At 68.8% G+C, this 23,218-nt stretch carries 26 protein-coding genes; 14 read left to right on the plus strand and 12 right to left on the minus strand.

The window, feature by feature from the left end; genetic code table 11:
• Nucleotides 1–5: 5 nt before the first annotated feature.
• The 7 genes from ybeY to hemW all read right to left on the minus strand — a co-directional run bounded on the left by ybeY (nt 6) and on the right by hemW (nt 7,057).
• Nucleotides 6–536: an rRNA maturation RNase YbeY gene (gene ybeY / locus A37U_RS0118295; RefSeq protein WP_020498115.1), complete on the minus strand. Its 531-nt coding sequence runs from the start codon at nt 534–536 to the stop codon at nt 6–8.
• Nucleotides 533–1,594 (minus strand): PhoH family protein, encoded by a 1,062-nt coding sequence (locus A37U_RS0118300; protein WP_020498116.1) that lies wholly within the window; start codon nt 1,592–1,594, stop codon nt 533–535. Before A37U_RS0118300 ends, ybeY begins: the two co-directional genes overlap by 4 nt.
• A 599-nt stretch (nt 1,595–2,193) precedes the next feature.
• A complete protein-coding gene (locus A37U_RS0118305) occupies nt 2,194–2,952 on the minus strand; it encodes a 16S rRNA (uracil(1498)-N(3))-methyltransferase (protein WP_020498117.1) in 759 nt (252 codons plus the stop codon).
• Nucleotides 2,949–4,121: a molecular chaperone DnaJ gene (gene dnaJ / locus A37U_RS0118310; RefSeq protein WP_020498118.1), complete on the minus strand. Its 1,173-nt coding sequence runs from the start codon at nt 4,119–4,121 to the stop codon at nt 2,949–2,951. The genes A37U_RS0118305 and dnaJ overlap by 4 nt, the downstream gene beginning before the upstream one ends.
• 83 nt (nt 4,122–4,204) lie before the next feature.
• A complete protein-coding gene (hrcA, locus tag A37U_RS0118315; protein ID WP_020498119.1) occupies nt 4,205–5,236 on the minus strand; it encodes a heat-inducible transcriptional repressor HrcA in 1,032 nt (343 codons plus the stop codon).
• A gap of 64 nt (nt 5,237–5,300) precedes the next feature.
• On the minus strand, nt 5,301–5,684 hold the full coding sequence (locus A37U_RS0118320; protein WP_020498120.1) for a hypothetical protein: 384 nt from the start codon (nt 5,682–5,684) through the stop codon (nt 5,301–5,303).
• Between the two features lie 158 nt (nt 5,685–5,842).
• Nucleotides 5,843–7,057: a radical SAM family heme chaperone HemW gene (gene hemW, locus A37U_RS0118325; RefSeq protein WP_026197345.1), complete on the minus strand. Its 1,215-nt coding sequence runs from the start codon at nt 7,055–7,057 to the stop codon at nt 5,843–5,845.
• Nucleotides 7,058–7,175: 118 nt separating this feature from the next.
• Here hemW and A37U_RS54645 point away from each other — a divergent pair, with 118 nt between their 5' ends.
• The 11 genes from A37U_RS54645 to A37U_RS0118375 all read left to right on the plus strand — a co-directional run bounded on the left by A37U_RS54645 (nt 7,176) and on the right by A37U_RS0118375 (nt 16,916).
• Complete coding sequence (locus A37U_RS54645; RefSeq protein ID WP_338055019.1) at nt 7,176–7,274, plus strand: putative leader peptide; 99 nt, start codon at nt 7,176–7,178, stop codon at nt 7,272–7,274.
• A 101-nt stretch (nt 7,275–7,375) separates the two neighbouring features.
• Nucleotides 7,376–9,097 carry a nitrite/sulfite reductase gene (locus A37U_RS0118330; protein WP_020498122.1) on the plus strand — a complete coding sequence of 574 codons (1,722 nt, stop codon included), beginning with the start codon at nt 7,376–7,378 and terminating at the stop codon, nt 9,095–9,097.
• Between the two features lie 210 nt (nt 9,098–9,307).
• The gene (locus A37U_RS0118335) at nt 9,308–10,003 is read left to right on the plus strand and encodes a phosphoadenylyl-sulfate reductase (RefSeq protein ID WP_020498123.1); all 696 of its coding nucleotides are present in this window, start codon (nt 9,308–9,310) and stop codon (nt 10,001–10,003) included.
• A complete protein-coding gene (cysD, locus tag A37U_RS0118340; RefSeq protein WP_020498124.1) occupies nt 10,000–10,944 on the plus strand; it encodes a sulfate adenylyltransferase subunit CysD in 945 nt (314 codons plus the stop codon). Before A37U_RS0118335 ends, cysD begins: the two co-directional genes overlap by 4 nt.
• Nucleotides 10,945–11,020: 76 nt before the next feature.
• Entirely contained in the window at nt 11,021–12,331 is a 1,311-nt protein-coding gene (locus tag A37U_RS0118345) for a sulfate adenylyltransferase subunit 1 (protein ID WP_020498125.1), read from the plus strand.
• 10 nt (nt 12,332–12,341) lie between these two features.
• A complete protein-coding gene (locus tag A37U_RS0118350) occupies nt 12,342–13,406 on the plus strand; it encodes an ABC transporter substrate-binding protein (RefSeq protein ID WP_020498126.1) in 1,065 nt (354 codons plus the stop codon).
• A gap of 10 nt (nt 13,407–13,416) precedes the next feature.
• Nucleotides 13,417–14,208, plus strand: coding sequence for an ABC transporter ATP-binding protein (locus tag A37U_RS0118355; protein ID WP_020498127.1), 792 nt, complete (start codon nt 13,417–13,419; stop codon nt 14,206–14,208).
• Nucleotides 14,189–15,073 (plus strand): ABC transporter permease, encoded by an 885-nt coding sequence (locus tag A37U_RS0118360; RefSeq protein ID WP_020498128.1) that lies wholly within the window; start codon nt 14,189–14,191, stop codon nt 15,071–15,073. Before A37U_RS0118355 ends, A37U_RS0118360 begins: the two co-directional genes overlap by 20 nt.
• Nucleotides 15,070–15,777, plus strand: a complete 708-nt coding sequence (locus A37U_RS0118365; protein ID WP_020498129.1) for a sirohydrochlorin chelatase — start codon at nt 15,070–15,072, stop codon at nt 15,775–15,777. Before A37U_RS0118360 ends, A37U_RS0118365 begins: the two co-directional genes overlap by 4 nt.
• A complete protein-coding gene (locus A37U_RS0118370; protein WP_020498130.1) occupies nt 15,774–16,544 on the plus strand; it encodes an enoyl-CoA hydratase-related protein in 771 nt (256 codons plus the stop codon). Before A37U_RS0118365 ends, A37U_RS0118370 begins: the two co-directional genes overlap by 4 nt.
• A 15-nt stretch (nt 16,545–16,559) precedes the next feature.
• A complete protein-coding gene (locus A37U_RS0118375; RefSeq protein WP_020498131.1) occupies nt 16,560–16,916 on the plus strand; it encodes a hypothetical protein in 357 nt (118 codons plus the stop codon).
• A 224-nt stretch (nt 16,917–17,140) separates the two neighbouring features.
• Here A37U_RS0118375 and A37U_RS44220 read toward each other — a convergent pair whose 3' ends face one another.
• Together A37U_RS44220 and A37U_RS51620 are read right to left on the minus strand one after the other, a co-directional pair.
• Nucleotides 17,141–17,416, minus strand: a complete 276-nt coding sequence (locus A37U_RS44220; RefSeq protein ID WP_240437626.1) for a barstar family protein — start codon at nt 17,414–17,416, stop codon at nt 17,141–17,143.
• A 132-nt stretch (nt 17,417–17,548) separates the two neighbouring features.
• Nucleotides 17,549–17,716, minus strand: coding sequence for a hypothetical protein (locus A37U_RS51620; protein ID WP_020498134.1), 168 nt, complete (start codon nt 17,714–17,716; stop codon nt 17,549–17,551).
• Nucleotides 17,717–17,774: 58 nt separating this feature from the next.
• Here A37U_RS51620 and A37U_RS0118395 point away from each other — a divergent pair, with 58 nt between their 5' ends.
• Together A37U_RS0118395 and A37U_RS0118400 are read left to right on the plus strand one after the other, a co-directional pair.
• Nucleotides 17,775–18,740, plus strand: coding sequence for a zinc-binding dehydrogenase (locus A37U_RS0118395; protein ID WP_020498135.1), 966 nt, complete (start codon nt 17,775–17,777; stop codon nt 18,738–18,740).
• Nucleotides 18,741–18,861: 121 nt separating this feature from the next.
• A complete protein-coding gene (locus A37U_RS0118400) occupies nt 18,862–20,319 on the plus strand; it encodes an amino acid permease (protein ID WP_240437609.1) in 1,458 nt (485 codons plus the stop codon).
• A 32-nt stretch (nt 20,320–20,351) separates the two neighbouring features.
• Here A37U_RS0118400 and A37U_RS0118405 read toward each other — a convergent pair whose 3' ends face one another.
• On the minus strand, nt 20,352–21,359 hold the full coding sequence (locus tag A37U_RS0118405) for a nitronate monooxygenase (protein WP_020498137.1): 1,008 nt from the start codon (nt 21,357–21,359) through the stop codon (nt 20,352–20,354).
• A 116-nt stretch (nt 21,360–21,475) separates the two neighbouring features.
• On the opposite strand from A37U_RS0118405, the gene A37U_RS0118410 reads away from it, so the two are divergent.
• Nucleotides 21,476–22,009 carry a VanZ family protein gene (locus A37U_RS0118410; protein WP_020498138.1) on the plus strand — a complete coding sequence of 178 codons (534 nt, stop codon included), beginning with the start codon at nt 21,476–21,478 and terminating at the stop codon, nt 22,007–22,009.
• Between the two features lie 7 nt (nt 22,010–22,016).
• Here A37U_RS0118410 and A37U_RS0118415 read toward each other — a convergent pair whose 3' ends face one another.
• Complete coding sequence (locus A37U_RS0118415; RefSeq protein ID WP_020498139.1) at nt 22,017–22,376, minus strand: hypothetical protein; 360 nt, start codon at nt 22,374–22,376, stop codon at nt 22,017–22,019.
• The gene (locus A37U_RS0118420; RefSeq protein WP_020498140.1) at nt 22,376–23,209 is read right to left on the minus strand and encodes a RecB family exonuclease; all 834 of its coding nucleotides are present in this window, start codon (nt 23,207–23,209) and stop codon (nt 22,376–22,378) included. The genes A37U_RS0118415 and A37U_RS0118420 overlap by 1 nt, the downstream gene beginning before the upstream one ends.
• Nucleotides 23,210–23,218: the final 9 nt, after the last annotated feature.

The following is a 23,218-nucleotide window of genomic DNA, read 5'->3' on the forward strand; positions in this document are numbered from 1 at the left end:
GCAGGCTACTCGTCGAGCCCCACCGTGCCGAGCAGCCTGCTGTCCGCGGCCCGCGCCGCCTCCTGCGCACGTGCCTCGCGGCGGGCGGTCGCCAGTTCGGCGAGGATGCGCTTCTGCAGGGTGAACATCTCGCGTTCCTCGGCGGGTTCCGCATGGTCGTAGCCGAGCAGGTGCAGCACCCCGTGCACGGTGAGCAAATGCAGCTCGTCCATGAGCGCATGTCCCGCCTTGCGTGCCTGGTCGCGGGCGAATTCGGGGCAGAGCACGATGTCGCCGAGCATGCTCGGCCCGGATTCGGTGGCGTCCGGGCGGCGCATGGTGTCCAGTTCGTCCATCGGGAAGGACATCACGTCGGTGGGTCCGGGCAGGTCCATCCACTGTTCGTGCATATCGGACATCACCGAGAGGTCCACGAGCAGCACGGACAGCTCGGCGAGCGGGGACACCTCGAGTTGCCCGAGCGCGAACCGGGCTGCTTCCACGATCGACTGCTCGTCGACCCCGACGCCGGATTCGTTGGCGATCTCGACGCTCACACTCGCCTCCCCTGTCGCTGTGGGGCGGGCGGCTGGGTGGCCTGCCAGCGGTCGTAGGCGTCCACGATGTCCCCGACCAGCTTGTGCCGCACCACGTCCTCGCTGGTCAGCTGCGGGAAGGCGACGTCCTCCACACCGTTGAGGATGTCCCGCACCACCTGCAATCCGCTGCGCTGCCCGCCCGGCAGATCGATCTGGGTGATGTCACCGGTGACCACGATCTGGGAGCCGAAGCCGAGCCGGGTGAGGAACATCTTCATCTGCTCGGGCGTGGTGTTCTGGGCCTCGTCGAGCAGGATGAACGCATCGTTGAGGGTGCGTCCGCGCATGTAGGCGAGCGGGGCGACCTCGATGGCGCCCGCCTGGGTGAGCCGGGGGATCGATTCCGGGTCGATCATGTCGTGCAGCGCGTCGTAGAGCGGGCGCAGATAGGGATCGATCTTCTCGTACAGGGTCCCTGGCAGGTAGCCGAGCCGCTCCCCCGCTTCCACGGCGGGGCGGGTGAGGATGATCCGGTTGACCTGTTTGGCCTGCAGCGCCTGCACGGCCTTGGCCATGGCCAGGTAGGTCTTGCCGGTGCCCGCGGGCCCGATGCCGAACACCACGGTGTTGGCGTCGATCGCGTCCACGTACCGCTTCTGGTTCAGCGTCTTGGGGCGGATCGTGCGGCCGCGCCGGGAGACGATGTTCATCGACAGCACGTCCGCGGGGGACTCGGAGTGCCCCGCGGAGAGCATGCCCACGGTGCGGCGCACCGCGTCCGGGCGGATCTGGTTGCCGGTGCCCGCGAGGCTGAGCAGTTCGCCGAACACGCGTTCGGCGAAGGCCACGTCCGCCGGTTCCCCGGACAGCGTGATCTCGTTGCCCCGCACGTGCACATCGGCACTGAGGGCATCCTCGACTACGCGCAGGTTCTCGTCGGCTTCGCCGAGTACGCGCAGTTGGGCCTCGTCCGGAATGGTCAGTCGCGAGCTCACCTCACCGACCGGGCTCGTTGGTTCGCTCGCTTGCTCGGCGGGCACCAGTCGCGCCGCCTCGTTGTTCGCTGTGCCTGCCACAGACGTTCTAGCCCACTTCCTGCGCCCTTCGTGCGCTCCGGCTGCATATCGCTACCGAAAGTCTAGAACCAAGCCCCCCTCAAGCGCACCACAGTTCCCCCCGGCCCACCGGAACCCTTCCACAACGCACTCGACCGCACACGAAACCACCCTCCGAAACCGCGCAGCCAAGCCGAACCAACCGCACCGTGGGGGCGTGGGGGCGTGGGGGCGTGGAGGCGTGGAGGCGTGGAGGCTCAGCCTCCACAGACGATTGACGACCGAGTACCGGCGAGCGCTCTCCGCGGGCAGGGGCCGGGAAACGAAGGAGGGCCGCGTCGCGGTGGAACCTGGGGGTCGTTCCACCGCGACGCGGCGCGCGCCGGACCGAGGGGGGAGGTGTCCGGCGAGTCGAAGGAGGCCGGTGAACACTCCGTGTCCACAAGGCCAGCCGTTCGTGTCCGTCACTGAAAGAATAGCCCCTCCGCGCGGCGTTCGCCAGCGTCGTTGGAAACTAAAATATCTCCGCGACCATGTTGTTGCTGATGCACATACCCCCGCTGAGCTGGACGAGTGTCTCAAGCGGGGATCCGCGATTTCGATGAATCCCGGGCCAGCGGTCAACTGCCGACCCCGGCGGAGCCTGACCAGCGCGGGGTGAGCGCGCCGAGCGCACCGAGGGCGACGGCGGCGGCCGTCGAGGCGCGCAGCACCTGCGGGCCGAGCCGGGTCTCGGCCGCGCCCGCGGCGCCCAACCGGTCCCGTTCGCCGTCGTCGATGCCGCCTTCCGGGCCGATGATCAGCAGCACCTCGCCTACGTCCGCGAGATCGAGCTCGGTCAGCGGACGGCTCGCCGATTCGTGCAGCACGACGGCCAGATCCGCCTCGGCGGCGAGGTTCGCGAGCCCGAGCGTGCTCACCGGTTCGGCGACCTCGGGAACCCAAGAGCGCCGCGCCTGCTTGGCCGCCGATGTCACGGTCGACCGCCATCTGGCCAGGGCCTTCGCCCCGCGCGGGCCCTCGTCCCAGCGCGCCACGCAGCGGTTCGCCCGCCAGGGAACGATCGCGTCGGCGCCCGCCTCGGTGGCCAGTTCCACGGCGAGCTCGCCCCGGTCCCCTTTCACCAGCGCCTGCACCACGGTGACCCGGGGCCAGGCGGGCGCGCTGCGGACGCGTTCGGTGATGCGCAGCTCGAGCCGGTCGCGTTCCACGTTCTCGATCACGCAACTGGCACTGGTGCCCGCGCCGTCGGTGAGCACGAGCGATTCGCCGGTCCGCAGTCGGCGCACGGTGGCCGCGTGGTGTCCCTCCGGCCCGTCGAGCACCGCGAATTCACCGTCCGGGAGCCGTTCGGTGAGGAAAACCGGCGCGGTGCTCACCGGTGCTTGGCGCGCAGCCGGGAGAACAGGCCGTGTCCGCCGCGGCCGTTCACGGCCAGTTCCGGCTGCTCCTCGCCGCGCAGTTCGGCGAGCTGGCGGAGCAGTTCGCTCTGTTTGGCGTCCAGTTTGGTCGGAACCAGGACCTCGAGGTGCACGTGCAGGTCGCCGTAGCCGTCGACCCGCCCCGAGGAGCGCAGCCGCGGCATGCCCTTGCCGTTCAGCACCAGCTCGGTGCCCGGCTGGGTGCCCGGTTCGATGTCGAGCTCCTCGACCCCGTCCAGGGTCTCGAGCGGAACTGTCGTGCCGACGGCGGCCGCGGTCATCGGCACCCGCACCACGCAGTGCAGGTCGGCTCCATCGCGCTCGAACACCTCGTGCGGCTTCTCCGCCACCTCGACGTACAGGTCACCGGCCGACCCGCCACCCGGCCCGACCTCGCCCTGATCGGCCATCCGCACCCGCATGCCGTCGCCGACTCCGGGCGGCATCTTCACGGTGATCGCGCGCCGCGAGCGGACCCGTCCGTCGCCCGCGCACTGCCCGCAGGGATGCTCGATGACCTCGCCGAAACCGTGGCAGACCGGGCACGGCCGGGCGGTGACCACCTGGCCGAGGAAGGAACGCTGGACGTTCTGCACCTCGCCGCGGCCCGCGCAGGTGTCACAGGTCCGGGTGCCGCTGCCCTCACTGGTCCCGGCGCCCCGGCACTTGTCGCACAGCACGGCGGTGTCCACGGTGAGTTCGCGCTCCACCCCGCTCGCACACTCCTCGAGGGAGAGCTCCATACGGATGAGCGCGTCCGAACCGGGCTGGGTCCTGCTGCGCGGTCCGCGGCCGCGTGCGGCTCCGCCACCCGAGGCCGCGCCGAAGAAGGCGTCCATGATGTCGCCGAGCCCGCCGAATCCGGCGAACGGGTCACCACCCCCGCCGCCACGCATACCGCCCATGGCACCGTCCAGCGGATCCCCGCCGAGGTCGACCACCTGGCGCTTCTGCGGGTCGGAGAGCACCTCGTACGCCTCGGTGACCTCGCGGAACCGTTCCTGTGCCGCATCGTCCGGGTTCACATCCGGGTGCAGCTCACGGGCCAACTTGCGGTACGCGCGCTTGATCTCGTCGGCGCTCGCGTCCTTGCGCACGCCGAGCGTGCCGTAGTAGTCCCTGGCCACGTTCTCCCAGTCCTCCTGATTGCCTGCGTTCCCCCATCCAGTGTGCCTGCACTGGATGGACTTGCCGAACCCGGCTCATTCACTCACCGGCCGGCGAGGATCCGCCCCACGTAGTTGGCGACCGCGCGAACCGCGGCCATGGTGCCCGGGTAGTCCATTCTCGTCGGACCGACCACGCCCATCCCACCGAGCAGCGAGCCGTCGGCACCGTAGCCGATGGAGACCACCGCGGTGTTGCGCATCTCGGCGGGCTCGATCTCCCCGCCGATCCGCACCGAGATGATATCCGGATCCTGTGCCGCGGCGAGCAGTTTGAGCAGTACGACCTGCTCCTCGAGCGCTTCCAGCACCCCGCGCAGCGAGCCGGGGAAATCGGCGACGTTGCGGGTCAGGTTCGCGGTCCCGCCGAGCACGATGCGCTCCTCCGGGTGCTCGATGAGTGCCTCGACGAGCACGGTCGAGATCCGGACCATGACATCGCGCAGCTCCGGGGGCACCTGCTCGGGCAGCTCGGCGAGCTTGGTCGCGGCATCGGTGAGCCGTTCCCCGGCGAGCGCGGAGTTCAGCTGCGCGCGAACCCGGGACACATCGTCCTCGGACAGCACGTCACCGAGGTCGACGAGCCGCTGATCCACCCGCCCGGTGTCGGTGATCGAGACGAGCATCAGCCGCGCCGAGGTGATCGAGACGACCTCGATGTGCCGCACGCTCGAGCGGGTGAGCATGGGGTACTGCACCACGGCGACCTGCCTGGTCAGCTGCGCGAGCAGGCGCACGCTGCGGCGCAGCACGTCCTCGAGGTCGATCGCGCCGCCGAGCACGGTGTCGATGGCCCTGCGCTCGGGTTCGGAGAGCGGCTTGAGCTCGGCGAGCCGGTCCACGAACTGCCGGTAGCCCTTGTCGGTCGGGATACGCCCGGCACTCGTGTGCGGCTGGGCGATGTAGCCCTCCTCCTCCAGCGCGGCCATGTCGTTGCGGACGGTCGCGCTGGATACGCCGAGGTTGTGCCGGTCCACGATCGCCTTCGACCCGACCGGTTCCTGATCGGAGACGTAGTCGGTGACGATCGCGCGTAGCACCTCGAACCTGCGCTCGTCGGTATTCACGGTCCCCATTCTACGGACAGCAGCGGCCCCCACCGGGATTTCCGGCGGGGGCCACGCTATTCGTGCCAGGCGATCACGCGGCCGTGGCGTACTCCCGGACCTCGAGCTGGTGCACGACCCGTTCGGTGCGCGCTTCGTGCACCACCAGGTCGACGACGCCGATCGCGAGGATCGCGAGGGCGTCCGCGAACACCAGCCAGGTCATCGCGGTCCCGCTGAACACGAGAGCCGCGATGAGCGACCACGCAGCGACGACACCGAGGGTGGCGCCACCGATCCGCGCGTCGAGACGGCCCGAAGCGAGTGCGCCCACGGCGGCTGCGACGAGCACCGCGGTCGAGACGCCGAAGCCCAGCCAGCCGGTGGCTCCCGCACCGAACGCCATCGTGGCGACGATGAGGAATGCGCCACCGAGCACGGCGAGCATGTCTACGACGAAACGAGCACTGATCTTCATTTCCGCACACCTCCACAGAGTTCGTAGACGGTGTGAGTCGGAGGTCGGGGAATCGCTTTCGCGGTCCCGGGGCCGGCGGCTCAACGCCGATTAATTAGCACACCTAAGTAATAGCTCCCTGAGAGTTCGCCCGCAAGAGATCAAGACTGTCTGCTCGGTCACCCGGCATCGGCGAGCCGGGTGGCCAGGCCGTCCGCGAGCAGCCTGCCCTGTGGGGTGAGCACGGCCACTCCGTCCCCGATCCGCAGCAGTCCTTCGGCCACCGCCGCCTGCGCCTCCCGCACTCCCCGCTCGTCCAGCACATCGAGGGCAAGCCCGTCCGCACAGCGCAATTCCAGCAGCACCCGCTCGAAACGGCGCTGCGTCCCGGTCAGTACCTCGCGCCCGGCAGCCGGGGAGCGCCCCTCGCCGAGCAGCGCGGCGTAGCGGGCGGGGTGCTTGACGTTCCAGAACCGGGTGCCGCCGATGTGCGAGTGCGCCCCGGGCCCGGCGCCCCACCAGTCCCCGCTGCGCCAGTAGATCAGGTTGTGCGCGCACCGCGCGGATTCCGTGCCCGCCCAGTTCGACACCTCGTACCAGTGCAGACCGGCGGCCGCGAGCTGCGCGTCGATGAGCTCATAGCGGTCGGCGAGCACATCCTCGTCCGGGGCGGGCAACTGACCACGCGCCACTTTGCGCGCCATCGCGGTGCCGTCCTCCACGATCAGCGAATAGGCCGAGACATGGTCCACCCCGGCCTCGAGCACCGCGTCGAGCGAGGCGCGCAGATCCGTGTCCCGCTCCCCCGGGGTGCCATAGATCAGGTCCAGGTTCACGTGTTCGATCCCGGCCGCCAGCGCCTCCTTGGCCGCGGCGACCGGACGCCCCGGGGTGTGCGCGCGCTCCAGTACCGCGAGCACGTGCCGGGCCGTGGACTGCATACCGAGCGAGACCCGCGTGTATCCGGCCTCGGCGAGCCCGGCGAAAAATTCCGGGGAGGTCGACTCCGGGTTCGATTCGGTGGTCACCTCGGCGTGCTCGGCGAGCCCGAAGCTGCCGCGTACCGCATCGAGCACCTGGCCGAGCCCGTCCGCTCCGAGCAGCGAGGGGGTGCCCCCGCCGACGAACACCGTCTCGGCGCGCGGCGGAGCACCGAGCACCCGCGCGGCGAGCGCGAGTTCGGCCCGCAAACCCTCCAGCCAGGTCTGCGGGGAGGCGGCGCCGTCCAGCTCGGTCGGGGTGTAGGTGTTGAAATCACAGTAACCACAGCGACTCGCGCAGAACGGCACATGTACGTACACCCCGAACGGCCGTGTCCCGAGACCGGCGAGCGCGGACTCCGGCAGTCGCCCGTCGCGCGGCGCTGGTTCGCCCTCGGGCAGCACGGATGGCAAATCGGTCTCCTCTGGTCGCTTGCGGTGCGGATATGCCCGGCGCAACCCTCTGCCGCACCGTGATCCCACGATGCGGATAAGGCTCGCTCACCGAACAGACGCGTGGCACGCTTTCCCCATGATCTCGCTGTCCGTCTGGCTCGTCGTGCGCAGGCACGTCGATTATCAGCGAGTGTCCAGCGCGCTCTGCCCGCGCGTCTGCCTTCCCGGCGCCTGAGCTCCCGGTCGAATTCCGCGATCCCGGTTCAGCTCCGGTCCAGCTGCCCGGAAGTTTCCGCCCGCCGCCGCACCCTGCCGCAGTGAACCGCGAGGAATCCCATGGCCCCCACCACGACAGCCCCAGAGCAGACCGCGAACAAGCCCGCGGCCAAGCCAGCGAAGCCCAAGCAACGCCGAGGCGAAGGCCAATGGGCACTCGGCTACCGCGAGCCGCTGAACCCGAATGAGCGCTCCAAGAAGGACGACAACCCGCTGCACGTCCGCGAGCGCATCGAGACCATCTACGCGCACCGCGGGTTCGACGCCATCGATCCCGGTGACCTGCGCGGTCGGTTCCGCTGGTTCGGCCTCTACACGCAGCGCAGGCAGGGCATCGACGGCGGCCGCACCGCCACCCTCGAGCCCGAGGAACTCGACGACTCGTACTTCATGCTGCGGGTGCGCATCGACGGCGGAGCCCTGACCACCGAGCAGCTGCGGGTGATCGGGGAGATCTCCGAGACCTATGCCAGGGACACCGCGGACATCACCGACCGGCAGAACGTGCAGCTGCACTGGATCCGCATCGAGGATGTCCCGGCGATCTGGCAGAAGCTCGAAGCCGTCGGCCTGTCCACCACCGAGGCCTGCGGGGACTGCCCGCGCGTGATCCTCGGCTCCCCCGTCGCCGGGATCGCCGCGGACGAGATCATCGACGCCACCCCGGCCGTCGAGGAGATCACCCGCCGCTACATCGGCGACGAGAGCCTGTCCAACCTGCCGCGGAAGTTCAAGACCGCGATCTCCGGGTCACCGCGCCAGGACGTGGTGCACGAGATCAACGACGTGTCGTTCATCGGCTCGGTGCATCCCGAGCACGGCCCCGGTTTCGACGTGTGGGTAGGCGGTGGCCTGTCCACGAACCCGAAGATCGCCCAGCGCCTCGGAGTGTGGGTCTCCCTCGAGGACGTGCCCGAGGTGTGGCACGGCGTGGTCCAGATCTTCCGGGATTACGGCTACCGCAGGCTGCGTCATCGCGCCCGGATCAAGTTCCTGATCGCCGACTGGGGTGTGGAACGCTTCCGCGAGGTTCTGGAAACCGAGTACCTGAACCGGAAACTCGCGGACAACGCGGCACCGGAGATCTACACCGGGGCGCGCGACCACCTCGGCGTGCATCCGCAGACCGACGGGCGCAACTACCTCGGCGTCTCCACCATCGCCGGGCGGGTCTCCGGTTCGATCCTGCAGAACGTGGCCAAGGCTGCGGAACGGGCCGGTTCCCAGCGGATCCGGACCACGGTGGAACAGAACCTGCTCGTGCTGGACGTGGAATCGGCCGAACTGGACGGGTTGAGCGCGGAGCTCGATTCGCTCGGCCTGCAGGCGAGTCCCTCTCCGTGGCGCCGCGGTGTCATGGCGTGCACCGGTATCGAGTTCTGCAAGCTCGCGATCGTGGAGACCAAGCGGCGAGCCGCGGACGCCGTGCTCGATCTGGAGCACAGGCTCGCCGATGTCAACGCCGAGCTCGAACACCCGATCACCCTCAATCTCAACGGCTGCCCCAATGCGTGCGCGCGTACCCAGGTCGCCGATATCGGGCTGAAGGGCCAGATCGTCACCGATGCCGAGGGCAGGCAGGTCGAGGGTTTCCAGGTGCACCTCGGTGGAACACTCGGCGTGGACGCGGGTTTCGGCCGCAAGGTGCGCGGTCTCAAGGTGACCAGTGCCGAGGCGGTGGACTACGTGGAGCGCGTCGTGCGGCGCTATGTCGCCGCCCGTGAACCAGATGAGCGATTCGCCACCTGGGTCGCCCGTGCTTCGGATGATGAACTGAAATGATTGTCCGGACAATGCACCGAGGCAATGTCCGGACAATTCTTCGCGATGAGGAATCCCTATAATGGAACGCGCGGCACCGTTTTATTGTCCGTACTGCGGTGAAGAGGATTTGATGCCGAGGGAAGATCCGCGTGGCGCCTGGCGTTGTGAGTCGTGCAGGCGCGTTTTTTCGGTGAAACTTGTCGGCCTGAGCGTGACCGAGGTGAACTCATGACCACGATGGAAACCGCACGGTTGCGGGAGATCGCCGAGGAGGGCGCGGCACTCGGCGAAATCGGCGCCGACGCTGCTATGCGTTGGGTGGCCGAAACTTTCGGTGACGATTTCATCATCGCTTCGAATATGCAGGACGCGGTGCTCATCGATGTGGCTGCGCGCACCAAACCGGATTTCGACGTGCTTTTCCTCGAAACCGGATATCACTTCGCCGAAACCATCGGGGTACGGGACGCGGTCGATCTGATCTACCCGGGCGTGCGCATCGTCAACGCGGCCGCCGAACAATCGGTCGCCGAGCAGGAGGCACAGTACGGCAAGCTCAACCAGACCGCCCCGGACCGCTGCTGCCAGCTGCGCAAGGTGGTTCCGTTGCAGCGCACGCTTTCCCGCTATTCGGCCTGGGTGACCGGGGTACGCAGGGTGGACGCGCCGACCAGGGCGCAGACTCCGATCGTGGGCTTCGACGAGCGCAACGGGCTGGTCAAGGTGAACCCGATCGCGGCGTGGACCGACGAGGAGTTCCGGGAGTACATCGAGGCGAACGGCGTCCTGGAGAACCCGCTCGTCGCGGAGGGGTACCTGTCCATCGGCTGCGCGCCGTGCACCGCGAAGGTCGCGCCGGGCGCCGATCCGCGCAGCGGCCGCTGGGCGGGCCAGACGAAGACGGAATGCGGGTTGCACGGATGACCACCGAGACGATCGAAGAAGGCAAGATCATCGACGAGGACGCGCCCGTCGTCGCGGACAACATCGAGGCGCTCGAGTCCGAGGCGATCCACATCTTCCGTGAGGTGGCCGGGGAGTTCGACCGGCCGGTGATCCTGTTCTCCGGCGGCAAGGACTCCACGGTGCTGCTGCACCTGGCGATCAAGGCGTTCTGGCCCGCCCCGGTCCCGTTCCCGCTGCTGCACGTGGACACCGGGCACAACTTCCCCGAGGTGCTCGAGTTCCGGGACCGGATGGTGGACCGGCACGGGCTGCGGCTGGTCGTCGCGAAGGTGCAGGACTACATCGACGACGGGCGGCTGAGCGAGCGGCCGGACGGCACCCGTAACCCGCTGCAGACAGTCCCGCTGCTGGACGCGATCAACGAGAACCGCTTCGACGCGGTGTTCGGCGGCGGCCGCCGGGACGAGGAGCGCGCCCGGGCGAAGGAGCGGATCTTCAGCCTGCGCAACGCGTTCGGCCAATGGGAACCGCGCAGACAGCGGCCCGAGCTGTGGAACCTGTACAACGGAAGGCACTCCGCCGGTGAGCACGTGCGAGTGTTCCCACTGTCCAACTGGACCGAGGCCGATGTCTGGCGCTACATCGAGCGCGAGGACATCGAACTGCCCTCGATCTACTTCGCACACACCCGCGAGGTGTTCGCCCGCGACGGCATGTGGCTGACCGCCGGTCCCTGGGGAGGCCCGCGCGAGGGCGAGACCGTGCACCGCAAACAGGTCCGGTACCGGACCGTCGGGGACGGCTCCTGCACCGGGGCGGTCGAGTCCGGCGCCGATGACGTGGCCTCGGTCATCGCCGAGGTCAGCGCGTCCCGGCTCACCGAACGCGGCGCGACGAGGGCGGACGACCGGATCTCGGAGTCCGCGATGGAGGACCGCAAACGGGAAGGGTACTTCTGATCATGAGCGAGCTCTGCAGCGAATCATCGATACAGCGCCCGCGCGAAGCGCCGAGCTCCCCCGGGGAGCGAGTGCGATGAGCGACCTTTTGCGGCTTGCCACCGCGGGCAGCGTCGACGACGGGAAGTCCACCCTCGTCGGCAGGCTGCTCTACGACACGAAATCCGTACTCGCGGACCAGCTCGACGCGGTCACCCGGGCCAGCGTCGACAAGGGGCTGTCCACTCCGGACCTCTCGCTGCTCGTGGACGGACTGCGCTCGGAACGCGAACAGGGCATCACGATCGATGTGGCCTACCGGTACTTCGGCACCCCGAAGCGGTCCTTCGTGCTCGCCGACACCCCGGGCCACGTGCAGTACACCCGCAACACCGTGACCGGGGCGTCCACCGCGCAGCTGGGCGTGCTGCTGGTGGACGCGCGCAACGGGGTGGTCGAGCAGACCCGGCGGCACGCGACCGTGCTCGCCCTGCTCGGGGTGCCCCGGCTCGTGCTCGCGGTGAACAAGATCGACCTCGTCGGCTACGATCAGTCCGCGTTCGAGTTGATCGCCAAGGAATTCGCGGCCTACGCCGCCGCGCTCGGCTACACCGACGAGGCGGTCACCACGATCCCGGTCTCCGCGCTCGTCGGCGACAACGTGGCCGAGTCCTCGGCGAACACCCCCTGGTACACCGGGCCGACCCTGTTGCGGCACCTGGAATCGGTGCCCATCGCCACCGATCCGCACGATGCTCCGTTCCGGTTCCCCGTACAGTACGTGATCCGCCCGCGCACTCCGGAATTCCCGGACTACCGTGGTTACGCCGGACAGGTGGCCTCGGGGACCGCGACGGTCGGCGACCGGGTGACGGTCGCCTCGAACGGGGCCACCAGCACGATCACCGCCATCGACACCTACGACGGCCCGCTGCACTCCGCCGCGACCGGCCGCTCGGTGACCGTCCGGCTCGCCGACGAGATCGACATCTCCCGCGGCGACCTCATCGCGGCCGAGCCGGATGCCCCGCAGCCGAGCACCGAGATCGAGGCGACCCTGTGCTGGCTCGCGGAAAAGGAGCTGCGTCCAGGCGCCCGGCTACTCGTCAAGCACGGCACCAAAACCACCCAGGCCATGCTCGGCGAGCTCACCGCCCGCTTCGACGAGCAGTCACTGTCCTGTGTGGACGCACCGGAAAACTTGTCGCTCAACGAGATCGGCCAGGTGCGCCTGCGCGTGGCGGAGCCGCTCCCGGTCGACGACTACCGCACCGATCCGCGCAACGGCTCCTTCATCCTGATCGACGCCGGCGACGGCTCCACACTCGCCGCCGGGCTGGTCGGCTCCCCACTGCGGGCGCTCACCTCGGCCACCGGCGCGGACACCGACGTCTCCCCCGGACCGTGAGGACCGAACCGTGAACCGGCGCCGAGCCCGTCCGTCCGCGCTACTGGCCGCGGCCCTCCTGTTGCTGATCGCCGCCGGGTGCACCCGCATCCAGCGCACCGATGAGGCCGAGCGGGTACCCGACCAGGGCCCCGCCGCGGAGCTGCGGCTCGGCTATTTCCCGAACGTCACCCACGCCGCCGCGCTGATCGGCACCGGCAAGGACCTGTTCACGAACCGGCTCGGCAAGACCAAGCTCACCCCGGTCCAGTTCAACGCCGGACCAGACGAGGTCGGCGCGCTGCTCGGTGGTTCGCTGGACGCCGGGTTCATCGGTTCCGGGCCGGCCATCAACGCGTTCAGCAAGTCCGAGGGCAGCGCGGTGCGGATGATCGCGGGCGCCACGAGCCGGGGAGCGCAGCTGGTGGTGCGCCCCGAGATCCGCACCCCGGATCAGTTGCGCGGCAAGACGATCGCCACCCCGCAGGTCGGCAACACCCAGGACGTCTCGGCGAAGAAATGGCTCGCGACCAAGGGACTGACCGGCAAGGTCAACATCACCAGCATGCAGAACTCCCAGACGCTCAACGCCTTCCGCTCCGGCGAGGTACAGGCGGCCTGGTTACCGGAGCCGTGGAGCTCGCGTCTGGTGCTCGACGCCGGGGCGAAAGTGCTGCTCGACGAGAGCTCGCTGTGGCCCGGTGGACAGTTCCCCACCACGGTGCTCGTAGTGCGCACCGAATTCCTGCACGCGCATCCGGAAACCGTGCGCGCCCTGCTGCGCGGCGAACTCGACGCGATCGACTATGCCGAACGGGATCCGGCGGGCGCCAAGGCCGAGGTCAACGCGCAACTGAAGAAGCTGACCGGGAAATCCTTGTCCGGCAAGGTGATCGACCGAGCATGGGCGGACATCACAGTGTCCGCCGATCCGCTCTGTTCCCGGTTCCCCGCACTGGCCCGCGACCAGCAGACCGCGGGAATCACCGCGCGTTCCCCCGAGGTCTCCGGAATGGCCGATCTGCGGGCGCTCAACGAGGTCCGCGCGCAGGTACACCAACCGACCATCAGCTCAGCTGGGCTCGACAAGAAGTGAGGGCGAGACGATGACCGCGATCATGGACGAGCTGACCGATCCGATCCGGACGAACGCCGTGCGCATCGAGCGGGTCTCGAAGTCGTTCAGCGCCGAGGTGCACGCGCTCGACCAGGTTGACCTCGATGTTGCTCCGGGCGAATTCGTGTGCCTGCTCGGTGCTTCCGGCTGTGGGAAGACCACCCTGCTCAACCTCGTCGCCGGGCTGGACCGGCCGAGTGACGGGCGCATCGAGCTCGCCACCGGGCGGCCCGCGGTGATGTTCCAGGAATCCGCACTGCTGCCCTGGCTCACCGCGGCGCGCAATGTGGAACTGCCGCTCAAACTCGCCGGAATCCCGCGCGGGCAACGCAAACAGCGCGTCGAGCAGCTGCTCGAACTGGTGCGCCTCGGCGGGCTCGGCCGCAAGCGCCCGCACGAACTCTCCGGCGGGATGCGCCAGCGGGTCGCGCTCGCCCGCGCCCTGGCCTCCACCGTGGACAGCGCGGAGTCCGGAACCGCCAAGGATGTCCTGTTGCTCATGGACGAACCGTTCTCCGCGCTGGACGCGATCACCCGGGATGTGCTGCAGTCCGAGCTGATCCGGGTCTGGGCGCAGACCGGTGCCTCGGTGCTGTTCGTGACCCACGATGTCCGCGAGGCGGTGCGGCTCGGCCAGCGGGTGGTGTTGCTGTCCTCCCGGCCGGGCAAGGTCGTCCGGGACTGGCACACCGCGGACACGGACCCGGACAGTGAACCGGAACTCGTCGACGAGATCAACGGCGCATTGCGCGAGGTGATCAGTGCCCACGCAACCTCCTGACACGGTCGGTGAATTCGAGGCGGGCCTCGACGCACTGGACACTCCGGTGCGACAGCAGGCGAACGCGGCCGCGCGGACCCGGAAGTTCCTGCGCGTCGTCGTGCCCCCACTCGTGGCGCTCGTCGGGATCATCGCGATCTGGCAGCTGCTGTGGGCGCTGGCCTTCTGGCCGGAGTACCAGCTGCCCGCCCCGCTCACGGTGTGGGACGAGCTGTGGGCGCGGCTGCACACCGGCGAGGTGTTCGCGATCCTGTGGACCTCGTTGCACCGCGCGGTGCTCGGTTTCCTGATCGGCGTGGTCATCGCGACCCCGCTCGGCCTGCTCGTGGCGAAGGTGAACGTGGTGCGCCGGGCGATCGGCCCACTGCTGACCGGACTGCAGAGCCTGCCCTCGGTCGCCTGGGTGCCCGCGGCCATCTTGTGGTTCGGCGTCACCCCGACCGCCATCTACGTCGTCGTGCTGCTCGGTTCGGTGCCCTCGATCGCCAACGGGCTCGTCTCCGGGATCGACCAGATACCACCGATCCTGCCCAGGGTCGGCAAGGCACTCGGCGCGGGCCGAATGGCCGCGGCGCGCCACATCCTGTTGCCCGCCGCCCTTCCCGGCTATCTCGCCGGGCTCAAACAGGGCTGGGCCTTTTCCTGGCGTTCCCTGATGGCCGCCGAGATCATCGCCCGCTCCCCGCAGCTGGGCAAGGGGCTCGGCGCCTACCTCGACGACGGCCGCTCGTTCTCCGATATGCCGACCGTGATCGCGGCGATCGCGCTGATCCTCATCGTGGGCATCGGTATCGAACTGCTCGCCTTCCGGCCCGCGGAGCGCTCGGTGCTGCGCGCACGGGGCCTGTCCGGAGCACCGCAATGAACGCGCCGCTGATCGCCGTCGCGCACGGCAGCCGCGATCCTCGCTCGGCCGCCACGATCACCACACTCGTGGACACCGTGCGGGCCCGGGCACCGTGGCTGGATGTGCGGGTGGCCTTCCTCGAACTGTCCGAGCCACGCTTGCCCGAGGTGCTCGAGCAGCTGCACGCCGAGGGACACCGGCGCGCCGTGGTGGTGCCGCTGCTGCTCGGTGAGGCCTACCACGCCACCGTCGACGTTCCCCGGATCGCCGCCGAGGCACCGCTCGAAGTCAGCACCGCACCTGTGCTCGGACCCGACCGGCGGCTGGAAACCGTTGCCTGGCAACGGCTCGAGCGTACCGGTGCCGGGGAAACCGACGGGATCGTGCTCGCCGCGGCCGGTTCCTCCTTCGAACAGGCCAACGATCTGGTCCGGGCGACCGCGCGGCGCTGGTCGGACCGGCTGCCCACGGTCGCCGCGTTCGCCTCGGCGGGCGCCCCGAAACTGCCCGAGGCCGTGGAAACCCTGCGTGCGGCGGGTACCCGGCGCATCGTGGTGGCCTCCTGGTTCCTTGCCCCCGGCCTGCTGCCGGACCGCATCGCCGGGCAAGCGCGTTCCTGCGGGGCACCGGTCGCCGATCCACTCGGGGTGCATCCCTCGGTCGCCGCCGTCGTGCTCGACCGCTACCTTGCCGCGACGGCGCGCGATACGCTCGCGGCATGACGGAGCTTGTGCACTACACGGTCTCGGACGGCATCGCGACGATCACGCTGGACTCGCAGCACAACCGCAACGCCCTGTCCAGGCAGCTGCGCGGGGAACTGCGCGCAGCGCTGAGCGGCGCACAGCAGGACGAGGCCGTGCGGGTGATCGTGCTCACCCACGAGGGACCGGTCTTCTGTTCCGGCATGGACCTCAAAGAGGCGGGCGGGGCAGGCGCCGAGGACCAGGGCGTCAACGAATTCCCGGCCATCCTCGACCAGCTGTGGACCTCCGAGACCCCGGTCGTGGTGCGGCTGGCCGGCCCGGCGCGGGCGGGCGGGGTCGGCATGATCGCCGCCGCGGACATCGTCGTCGCCGCCGATGAGGTCAACTTCGCCTTCAGCGAGGTGCGCATCGGCGTCGTGCCGGCGCTCATCTCCGCCACCGTGCTTCCCCGGCTCCTCCCCCGGCCCGCGCACGAACTGCTGCTCACCGGCGCGCCGTTCAGCGCGGCACGGGCCGCCGAGATCGGGCTGATCAACTCCGCCGTCGCAGCGGGCGAACTCGACGCCGAGGTGAGCAGGTTCACCGAATCCCTGACCCTCGCCGCACCGAACGCACTCGCCGCGACGAAGCGCCTGCTGCGCGGTGAACGGGCCACCAACCCGGCCGACGACTTCCCCCGGCTGCTCGAGCTCTCCGCCAAGCACTTCGCCAGCGAGGAGGGCCAGGAAGGGATCCACGCGTTCGCCGAGAAGCGCAAGCCCTCCTGGGTGCCCGGCCAGTAGTCGGCGCCTTCCGATGTGAACGACGCTCCTGATGCACGGGGAGATCCGGCTCTGCTCGCCGCATTTCCCCGTCACCTGGCGCCGATCACCGCACCGATCTTCGCCGAACTCCCGGAGACCTGCCTCGCTCCTATCGAGCCGATCGCGAGGACCGGCTCACGGTGGTCCGACCCTGCGCGCCCGGTATGGCCCGATCCATCGGTGGAGGGCGAGAAACCGCGGATCCCGTATCGGATCTACAACCCGGAGCCATCGGAAACGTTCCTGGCCGATCTCGACGTGCTCGAACGGCTGCTGCTCGCGTGTCTGTACACGAGAAACCATGATGGATTCGTCCGGCAACGCAACCTCGCGCCATCTGAATTCGGATGAGCCTTGGATGATCCCGTTCATTGTTCAGCTACTCGGCGAAATTTCGATTCGTTCTTCGGGCAGAATCCGGAATTCATCGCCCTGACCGAATTCCGCGCCACCAGTTATCGGAACCGCTACTACCGGGCGCGATACTCGCGCGCAACGGACCCCCGGGCTGGCCGCTCTCCACGGCTCGCGTGTGAGCAGGTCATGACTCACCTCACATTCTCTTGGCGCCGTCGCTAATCCACGAGCACCACGCGCAACAGCGGGCGCTGCGTGAGCGCGTCCACGAGGGTGTCCCGGATCGCCGCGTAGGCACCGGGATCGGCCTCGGCGAGCGCGCGGGTGCCGGTCCACACGAGCACGTGCTGCCCCTCGGGCAGCCAGGACAGGTCGATGAGGCAGTCGAAGAGCGCGTCGAGGTTGCCCCCGAACCAGGACGGGAAGGCGAGCGCTTCGGCAATCCCGGCGAGGGCCTGCTGCTTGGAGCCCGGCGCGCGCAGCTGGTGCGCGATCTCACCGGGACGCACCGCTTCGCGTTCGGAGTCCGCGTGACTCAGTTCATTTGCCAAGGCCGACCCACCAACCGAGTACGACGATCACCGCGAGCGCGATGAGGGCGAAGGCGACCCGCCCGCGTGAGGAATTCACGAGTCCCTCCGATGAATAAGCCTGCCGAGCCAGCCCGCGACCCGGTCGGCGGCGAACGCGACGACGGCGCACACGGGTACCAGCACGATCATCACGAGGGCGAACTGCATCCAGAACTGCAGCCCGGTCAGCCACAGCGCGAACTGGTTCCACCACTCGAACACGCTTCGCATCGTACGCGGGTGGTGCCCAAGCCCGCCCAGGTATGTAAGAGTGACCCCTATGTTCGCCGTATATGCAGCCAAACCGAACAAAGAAGACCCGCTCGCCGCACTGGAGATCGGTGAGCGACCGAAACCGGTGGCCCCGGAGGGCTGGGTCAAGGTCGACGTGAAGGCCGCGAGCCTCAACATGCACGACCTCTGGACCCTGCGTGGGGTGGGGATCAAAGAGGACCAGTTCCCGATGATCCTGGGCTGTGACGGGGCGGGCGTCCTGGAGGACGGCACCGAGGTGGTGCTGCACTCGGTGGTGCCCTCCCCCGGCTGGGTCGCCGACGAGACCCTCGATCCGAAGCGCACCCTGCTCACCGAGAAGCACCAGGGTACTTTCGCCGATTCGGTCATCGTTCCGGAGCGCAATGTGCTGCCCAAGCCCGCCGAACTCAGCTTCGCGGAGGCCGCCTGCATGGGCACCGCCTGGCTGACCGCCTACCGGATGCTGTTCGTGAAGTCGGGTCTGCGCCCCGGCCAGACGATGCTCGTCCAGGGCGCCTCCGGCGGGGTGTCCACCGCGCTGATCGCCCTCGGCAAGGCCGCGGGCCTGCGGGTCTGGGTCACCGGCCGCAGCGCGGACAAGCGCGCGATCGCCGAAGGCCTCGGCGCGGACGCCACCTTCGAGTCGGGAGCACGGCTGCCCGAGCGGGTCGACGGCGTCTTCGAGACCGTGGGCAAGGCGACCTGGTCGCATTCGCTGAAGTCCCTCAAACCGGGCGGCGCGCTGGTGATCTCCGGTGCGACGAGCGGGGACGCCACCGCGGCCGAGCTGCAGCGCATCTTCTTCCTCCAGCTGCGCGTGATCGGTTCCACCATGGGCACCAGGGACGAGCTCGGCTCGCTGCTCTCGTTCTGCGCGCTGACCGGGATCCGCCCGGCGATCGGCACCGAGACGCCGATGAGCGAGGCGCGCACGGCCATGCAGTCGATGCTGGACGGGGAGACCGCGGGCAAGATCGTTCTCACCCGCTAGTCCTTGTCTCATCGGACAACAGATATCGCGGATCGTCGTCCCCTGGAACAGTGTCCATCTGGAACACCCTGCCGTACTGTCTTGCGAACCGTAGTCACCAGTCAGTGCAAGGAGTAACAGCGTGGTCACTCGTTCCGGGGTCGTGAGCAGTTCCGGCATATTCCGGCGTAAGCCGATCGGCGCCATCGAACCGGAGGCCGGGCCCGGGCTCAAGCGCACGCTCGGGCTCTGGCAGCTGACCGCGATCGGGATCGGCGGGATCATCGGCGCGGGAGTGTTCACCCTCGCCGGGACCGTGGCCAACGAGAAGGCCGGGCCCGCGGTACTCATCTCGTTTCTGATCGCCGGAATCGCCTCGGCCGCCGCGGCCTTCTCCTACGCCGAGTTCGCCGGGCTGATCCCCAAAGCAGGCTCGGCCTACACCTACGGTTACGCGGTACTCGGCGAGGTCGTCGGCTGGCTGATCGGCTGGGACCTGCTGCTGGAATACACCGCCGTGGTCTCGGTCGTCGCGATCTCCATCTCCGGGTATTTCAACGACCTACTCAGCTTCCTGGACATCCACCTACCACTGTGGATGACCGGAGCACCCGGCACCGAACCCGCCGGGGTGGAACCCGGCTCCTACAAGGTCAACCTCATCGCCGTCCTGCTGTGCCTGCTGATCGCCTTCGTACTCAACCAGGGCATGAAAAACGCCGCCCGGTTCGAGACCACCCTGGTATTCCTCAAAGTCGGCATCGTCCTCGTGGTCATCATCGCCGGCATCGGGCACATCAAGGCCGGCAACTACACCCCGTTCTTCCCATTCGGAGTCACCGGCGCCTTCTCCGGAGCCGCACTGACCTTCTTCGCCGTCTTCGGCTACGACTCCATGTCCACCGCGGCCGAGGAATCCAAGGACTCACAGAAACACCTACCCAAAGCGATCGTGCTGTCCCTGGCCATCTCCATGGTCCTCTACGTCCTCATCTGCCTGGTCCTGACCGGCATGATCACCTACACCAAAATCGACCCCGACTCCGCACTGTCCTCGGCCTTCGCCTCCGTAGGACTGCCCCTCCTCGGCGCGGTGATCGCGATCGGCGCCATCATCGGCGTACTCACCGTGCTGTTCACCTTCATGCTCGGCGCCACCCGAATCGGCTACTCGATGAGCCGTGACGGACTGCTCCCCTCCTGGTTCGGCAAAACCTCCAAACGCGGCGTCCCCAGCCGGTTCACCTGGATCATCGGAGGCGTCGCCGCCATACTGGCCGGAGTACTGCCCATCGGCGAAGCCGCAGAACTCACCAATATCGGCATCCTGCTCGCCTTCGTCGTGGTCTGCCTCGCGGTCATCGTCCTGCGCTACAAACGCCCCGAACTCGAACGCGGCTTCCGCTGCCCCGGAATGCCCATCGTCCCGCTGATCGGCGTCATCTTCTCCCTCTGGCTGGTCACCTTCCTCCAACCGGCCACCTGGCTGCGCTTCGCCATCTGGTTCGTCATCGGCATGATCGTCTACGGCCTCTACGGCTACCGGCACTCCAAAATGAGCAAGGGGCAGGACACCGAGTCGGTCACCCCGAACGCCTGATCAAGCGGTCCGGGGCGACCGGGGTGCTGCCCTTACTGCTCGGGAGTCAGATAGCGCAGCACCTCGGCGGCCGGTTCCTCCTTGCCGAGCCGATAGCCCTGGCCCGCCCACAGATGCAGGCGCTCCGGATCGTCTGCCTCCGCGGCGGCCGTGCGCAGCGGCTTGGTGAGGTGGTGCACCTGCGGATAGGCGGTCGGGGCGTACCGGTCGTGTTTGGCGATGAACGTGTTGCTCAGCGCCCGCGCCGCCCTCCCGGTGAACGCCTTGGTCACCGTGGTCTCCCGGTTGCCTTTGGCCAGTGCGTTCCGGTGGGTCTGCTTGGTGCCCGCCTCGGGGCAGCGCAGGAACGCGGTGCCGCACTGCGCCGCGACCGCGCCCGCCGTGCGCACCGCGGACACATCGGCCGGGCGCATGATCCCGCCCGCGGCGATCACCGGCAGCTCCAGGGCCGTCGTGATCGCACCGATCAGCGCGAGCAAGCCCGTTCCCGTGGTCTGCCCCGGATCGAATCCGCCCCGGTGCCCGCCTGCCTCGATCCCTTGCGCGACAAGGACATCCACGCCGATCTTGGCTGCCGCGGCCGCCTCCCCCTGCGTGGTCACCGTGGCCACGACGGTACTGCCCGCCGCATGCAGCCTGCGCACATCGCCATCGGTGGGCAACCCGAAGGTGAACGACACGACCGGCGCGCGCTGGGCGATGAGCAGCTCGAGCTTCGCCGCGTACTCGTCGTCCTCGAAGCGCGCCTCGCCGAGCGCGATGCCGTACTCCAATGCGTCCGGAACGAGCCGCTCCGCGTACTCCCGCACTCCCTGGGCTCTCTGCGCTCCCGGGACGAACAGGTTCGCACCGAACGGTGCATCGGTCAGTTCATGCGTGCGCGCCCATTGCGTGGCGAACTCCGTCGCGCTGAGATAACCGGAAGGCAGAAAGGCGAACCCACCTGCCTCGCTCACCGCGGCGACGAGCTCCGGGGTGCTCACTCCTCCGGCCATGGGGCCAAGGATCACGGGAGATTGGGTGAACATGGCGCCGAGCATAGGTGCACGTGAACGGCACGGCAGCGCACGGAAGCGTGAACTACGTCCCACCGCCGCGAGGCAACCCGTTCGTGCGAACGCGCGTCGCTAGCAGTGAAACCGGGAAGGGGAATCGAATGCGTGGTGAGGCCGAACTCGGCGCCGCCGAGGAGATGTTCAGCCAGCCCGGTGTGTTCGCCGCCACCGTGCTCGGCTCACTGGTGATCGGCGTGCTCGCCTGGTTCCTCGCGGGCCGGCTCGGCTGGTCCAGGATCGCGGCCGCGCTTTCCGCGTGCGGGCTCGCGCTCGCCCTCGCGGTCACCCTCGCCCGGCCCGGGGTGTTCTCCACCCCGGAGACCAGCGGCAATCCGTTCGCCTCCTGCGTCGACAGTCAGTTCTCCCTGTCCAGCACGGAGAACAAGCTCAACTTCGCGATGCTCATGCCGTTCGCCTTCTTCGGCACCATCGCCGCCCGGCGCCCCATCGTGGTGATGCTCTGCTGCGCGGTGCTCTCCGGCGGCATCGAACTCTTCCAGGCGGCCTCCGGGATCGGGGTTTGCGAGAGCAACGACTTCTACACGAACACCATCGGCGGGATCCTCGCCGCGTGCGCGGGCTGGGTGTGCTATTCACTGTTCGGCACCGAGCGCTACCGCACCCGGCAGTCCTGACCCGGCCCTAGAACCACCAGTAGAGCGCGAGCACGACCACGAAGATCACCAGCACCGCCCAGGAACAGAGCACCCGCACCCGCCCCGGATAACGGTCGGCGAACCGCTGCAGCACCACAGTCACCAGCGCGGCGAGCACGTGCACGACCACGGTCCCGGCGAGCGGGCCCGGCCGGTCGTCCAGGGCGGTGACCACGACGGCACCCAGCAGCACGAGCGCGAGCAGCACCAGTGCCGCGGCCGCGGCACCCGAGAACCACGCGAGAATCCGGCCCGCGATGCCCGGCGGATTCGCCCGCGCGGGCCGCACCGGGTACTCCTCGGTCACCTGGCTCCCTTCGGCACTGATCGATCGAGTGGTACTCATCAGCCGAGCAGCGCCCACGGTTCGAGTTCGGCCGAGGCCTGCTGGCCCTCCGGGCAGCTGCGCCGGAAATCGCACCAGGCACAGCGCCTTCCCGGCCGTGCCTCGAACAGGATCTCCGGATCACCGCCCGCATCGAGAGTATCCTTCGCCAGCTGCAGATCAGCCGCGGTCTCCTCGGCGCGCCGCACATGCCGTTCGAGCGTGGCCTCACTGTGCTCCCACTGCCAGACCTCGCCGGTCGGCAGATGGTGCAGTTCCACCGTGTGACATTCCCGGCGCAGGGTGCGCCGCGCCGCGGTCGCGTACATCGCCAGAGCCTGGGAGGAGCGCACCTCATCGGTGCTGAGCCCGTGCCTTCCGGTCTTGTAGTCCACGATCACGAGTTCGCCGTCGCGTTCGTCGATCCGGTCCACCCGACCCTCAGCGATGATCGTGCCCACCGGGGCGGCCACCCAGCGCTCCAGCCCCACCGGTTCCAGTCCGGGATCGAGCCCCTCCACGTAGTCGGCGACCCAGCCCTGTGCCCGTTCGCGGTACTCGGCCGACTGCTCGGGACCGGCGAAGCCCTCGGATTTCCAGCAACCACGCACCAGGGCGGTCGCCTCCTCCGGGGTGCGCCGCTCGGGGGGAAGGTCGAAGAACGCGCGCAAGGCATTGTGCACGCTCGCGCCGAGGGTGCTGTGCGCCCAGGCACCGCCCCGTGGCGGCGTCGGCCGGTCCAGATAGGTCATCCGGTAGCGACGCGGGCAGTCGGTCCAGGTGGCCAGCCGCGCCGGGGTCACCTTGATCAACCGGGTCGGCATGCTCTCGAAACCAAGCTGCTGTTGCGCCACATCCCCAAC

The organism is Sciscionella marina DSM 45152 (assembly GCF_000379465.1).
Taxonomy (GTDB): Bacteria; Actinomycetota; Actinomycetes; order Mycobacteriales; family Pseudonocardiaceae; genus Sciscionella; species Sciscionella marina.

What these genes read in the sequence shown, in the direction of transcription:
- A37U_RS0118335 (WP_020498123.1), top strand. Translation starts at nt 9,308, where the DNA reads ATGACCACGATGGAAACCGCACGGTTGCGGGAGATCGCCGAGGAGGGC.
- A37U_RS0118370 (WP_020498130.1), top strand. Translation starts at nt 15,774, where the DNA reads ATGACGGAGCTTGTGCACTACACGGTCTCGGACGGCATCGCGACGATC.
- A37U_RS0118410 (WP_020498138.1), top strand. Translation starts at nt 21,476, where the DNA reads ATGCGTGGTGAGGCCGAACTCGGCGCCGCCGAGGAGATGTTCAGCCAG.
- A37U_RS0118330 (WP_020498122.1), top strand. Translation starts at nt 7,376, where the DNA reads ATGGCCCCCACCACGACAGCCCCAGAGCAGACCGCGAACAAGCCCGCG.
- A37U_RS0118395 (WP_020498135.1), top strand. Translation starts at nt 17,775, where the DNA reads ATGTTCGCCGTATATGCAGCCAAACCGAACAAAGAAGACCCGCTCGCC.
- A37U_RS0118345 (WP_020498125.1), top strand. Translation starts at nt 11,021, where the DNA reads ATGAGCGACCTTTTGCGGCTTGCCACCGCGGGCAGCGTCGACGACGGG.
- A37U_RS0118405 (WP_020498137.1), bottom strand. Translation starts at nt 21,359, where the DNA reads ATGCTCGGCGCCATGTTCACCCAATCTCCCGTGATCCTTGGCCCCATG.
- A37U_RS0118320 (WP_020498120.1), bottom strand. Translation starts at nt 5,684, where the DNA reads ATGAAGATCAGTGCTCGTTTCGTCGTAGACATGCTCGCCGTGCTCGGT.
- A37U_RS54645 (WP_338055019.1), top strand. Translation starts at nt 7,176, where the DNA reads ATGATCTCGCTGTCCGTCTGGCTCGTCGTGCGCAGGCACGTCGATTAT.
- A37U_RS0118415 (WP_020498139.1), bottom strand. Translation starts at nt 22,376, where the DNA reads ATGAGTACCACTCGATCGATCAGTGCCGAAGGGAGCCAGGTGACCGAG.
- A37U_RS0118355 (WP_020498127.1), top strand. Translation starts at nt 13,417, where the DNA reads ATGACCGCGATCATGGACGAGCTGACCGATCCGATCCGGACGAACGCC.
- hrcA (WP_020498119.1), bottom strand. Translation starts at nt 5,236, where the DNA reads ATGGGGACCGTGAATACCGACGAGCGCAGGTTCGAGGTGCTACGCGCG.
- cysD (WP_020498124.1), top strand. Translation starts at nt 10,000, where the DNA reads ATGACCACCGAGACGATCGAAGAAGGCAAGATCATCGACGAGGACGCG.
- A37U_RS0118365 (WP_020498129.1), top strand. Translation starts at nt 15,070, where the DNA reads ATGAACGCGCCGCTGATCGCCGTCGCGCACGGCAGCCGCGATCCTCGC.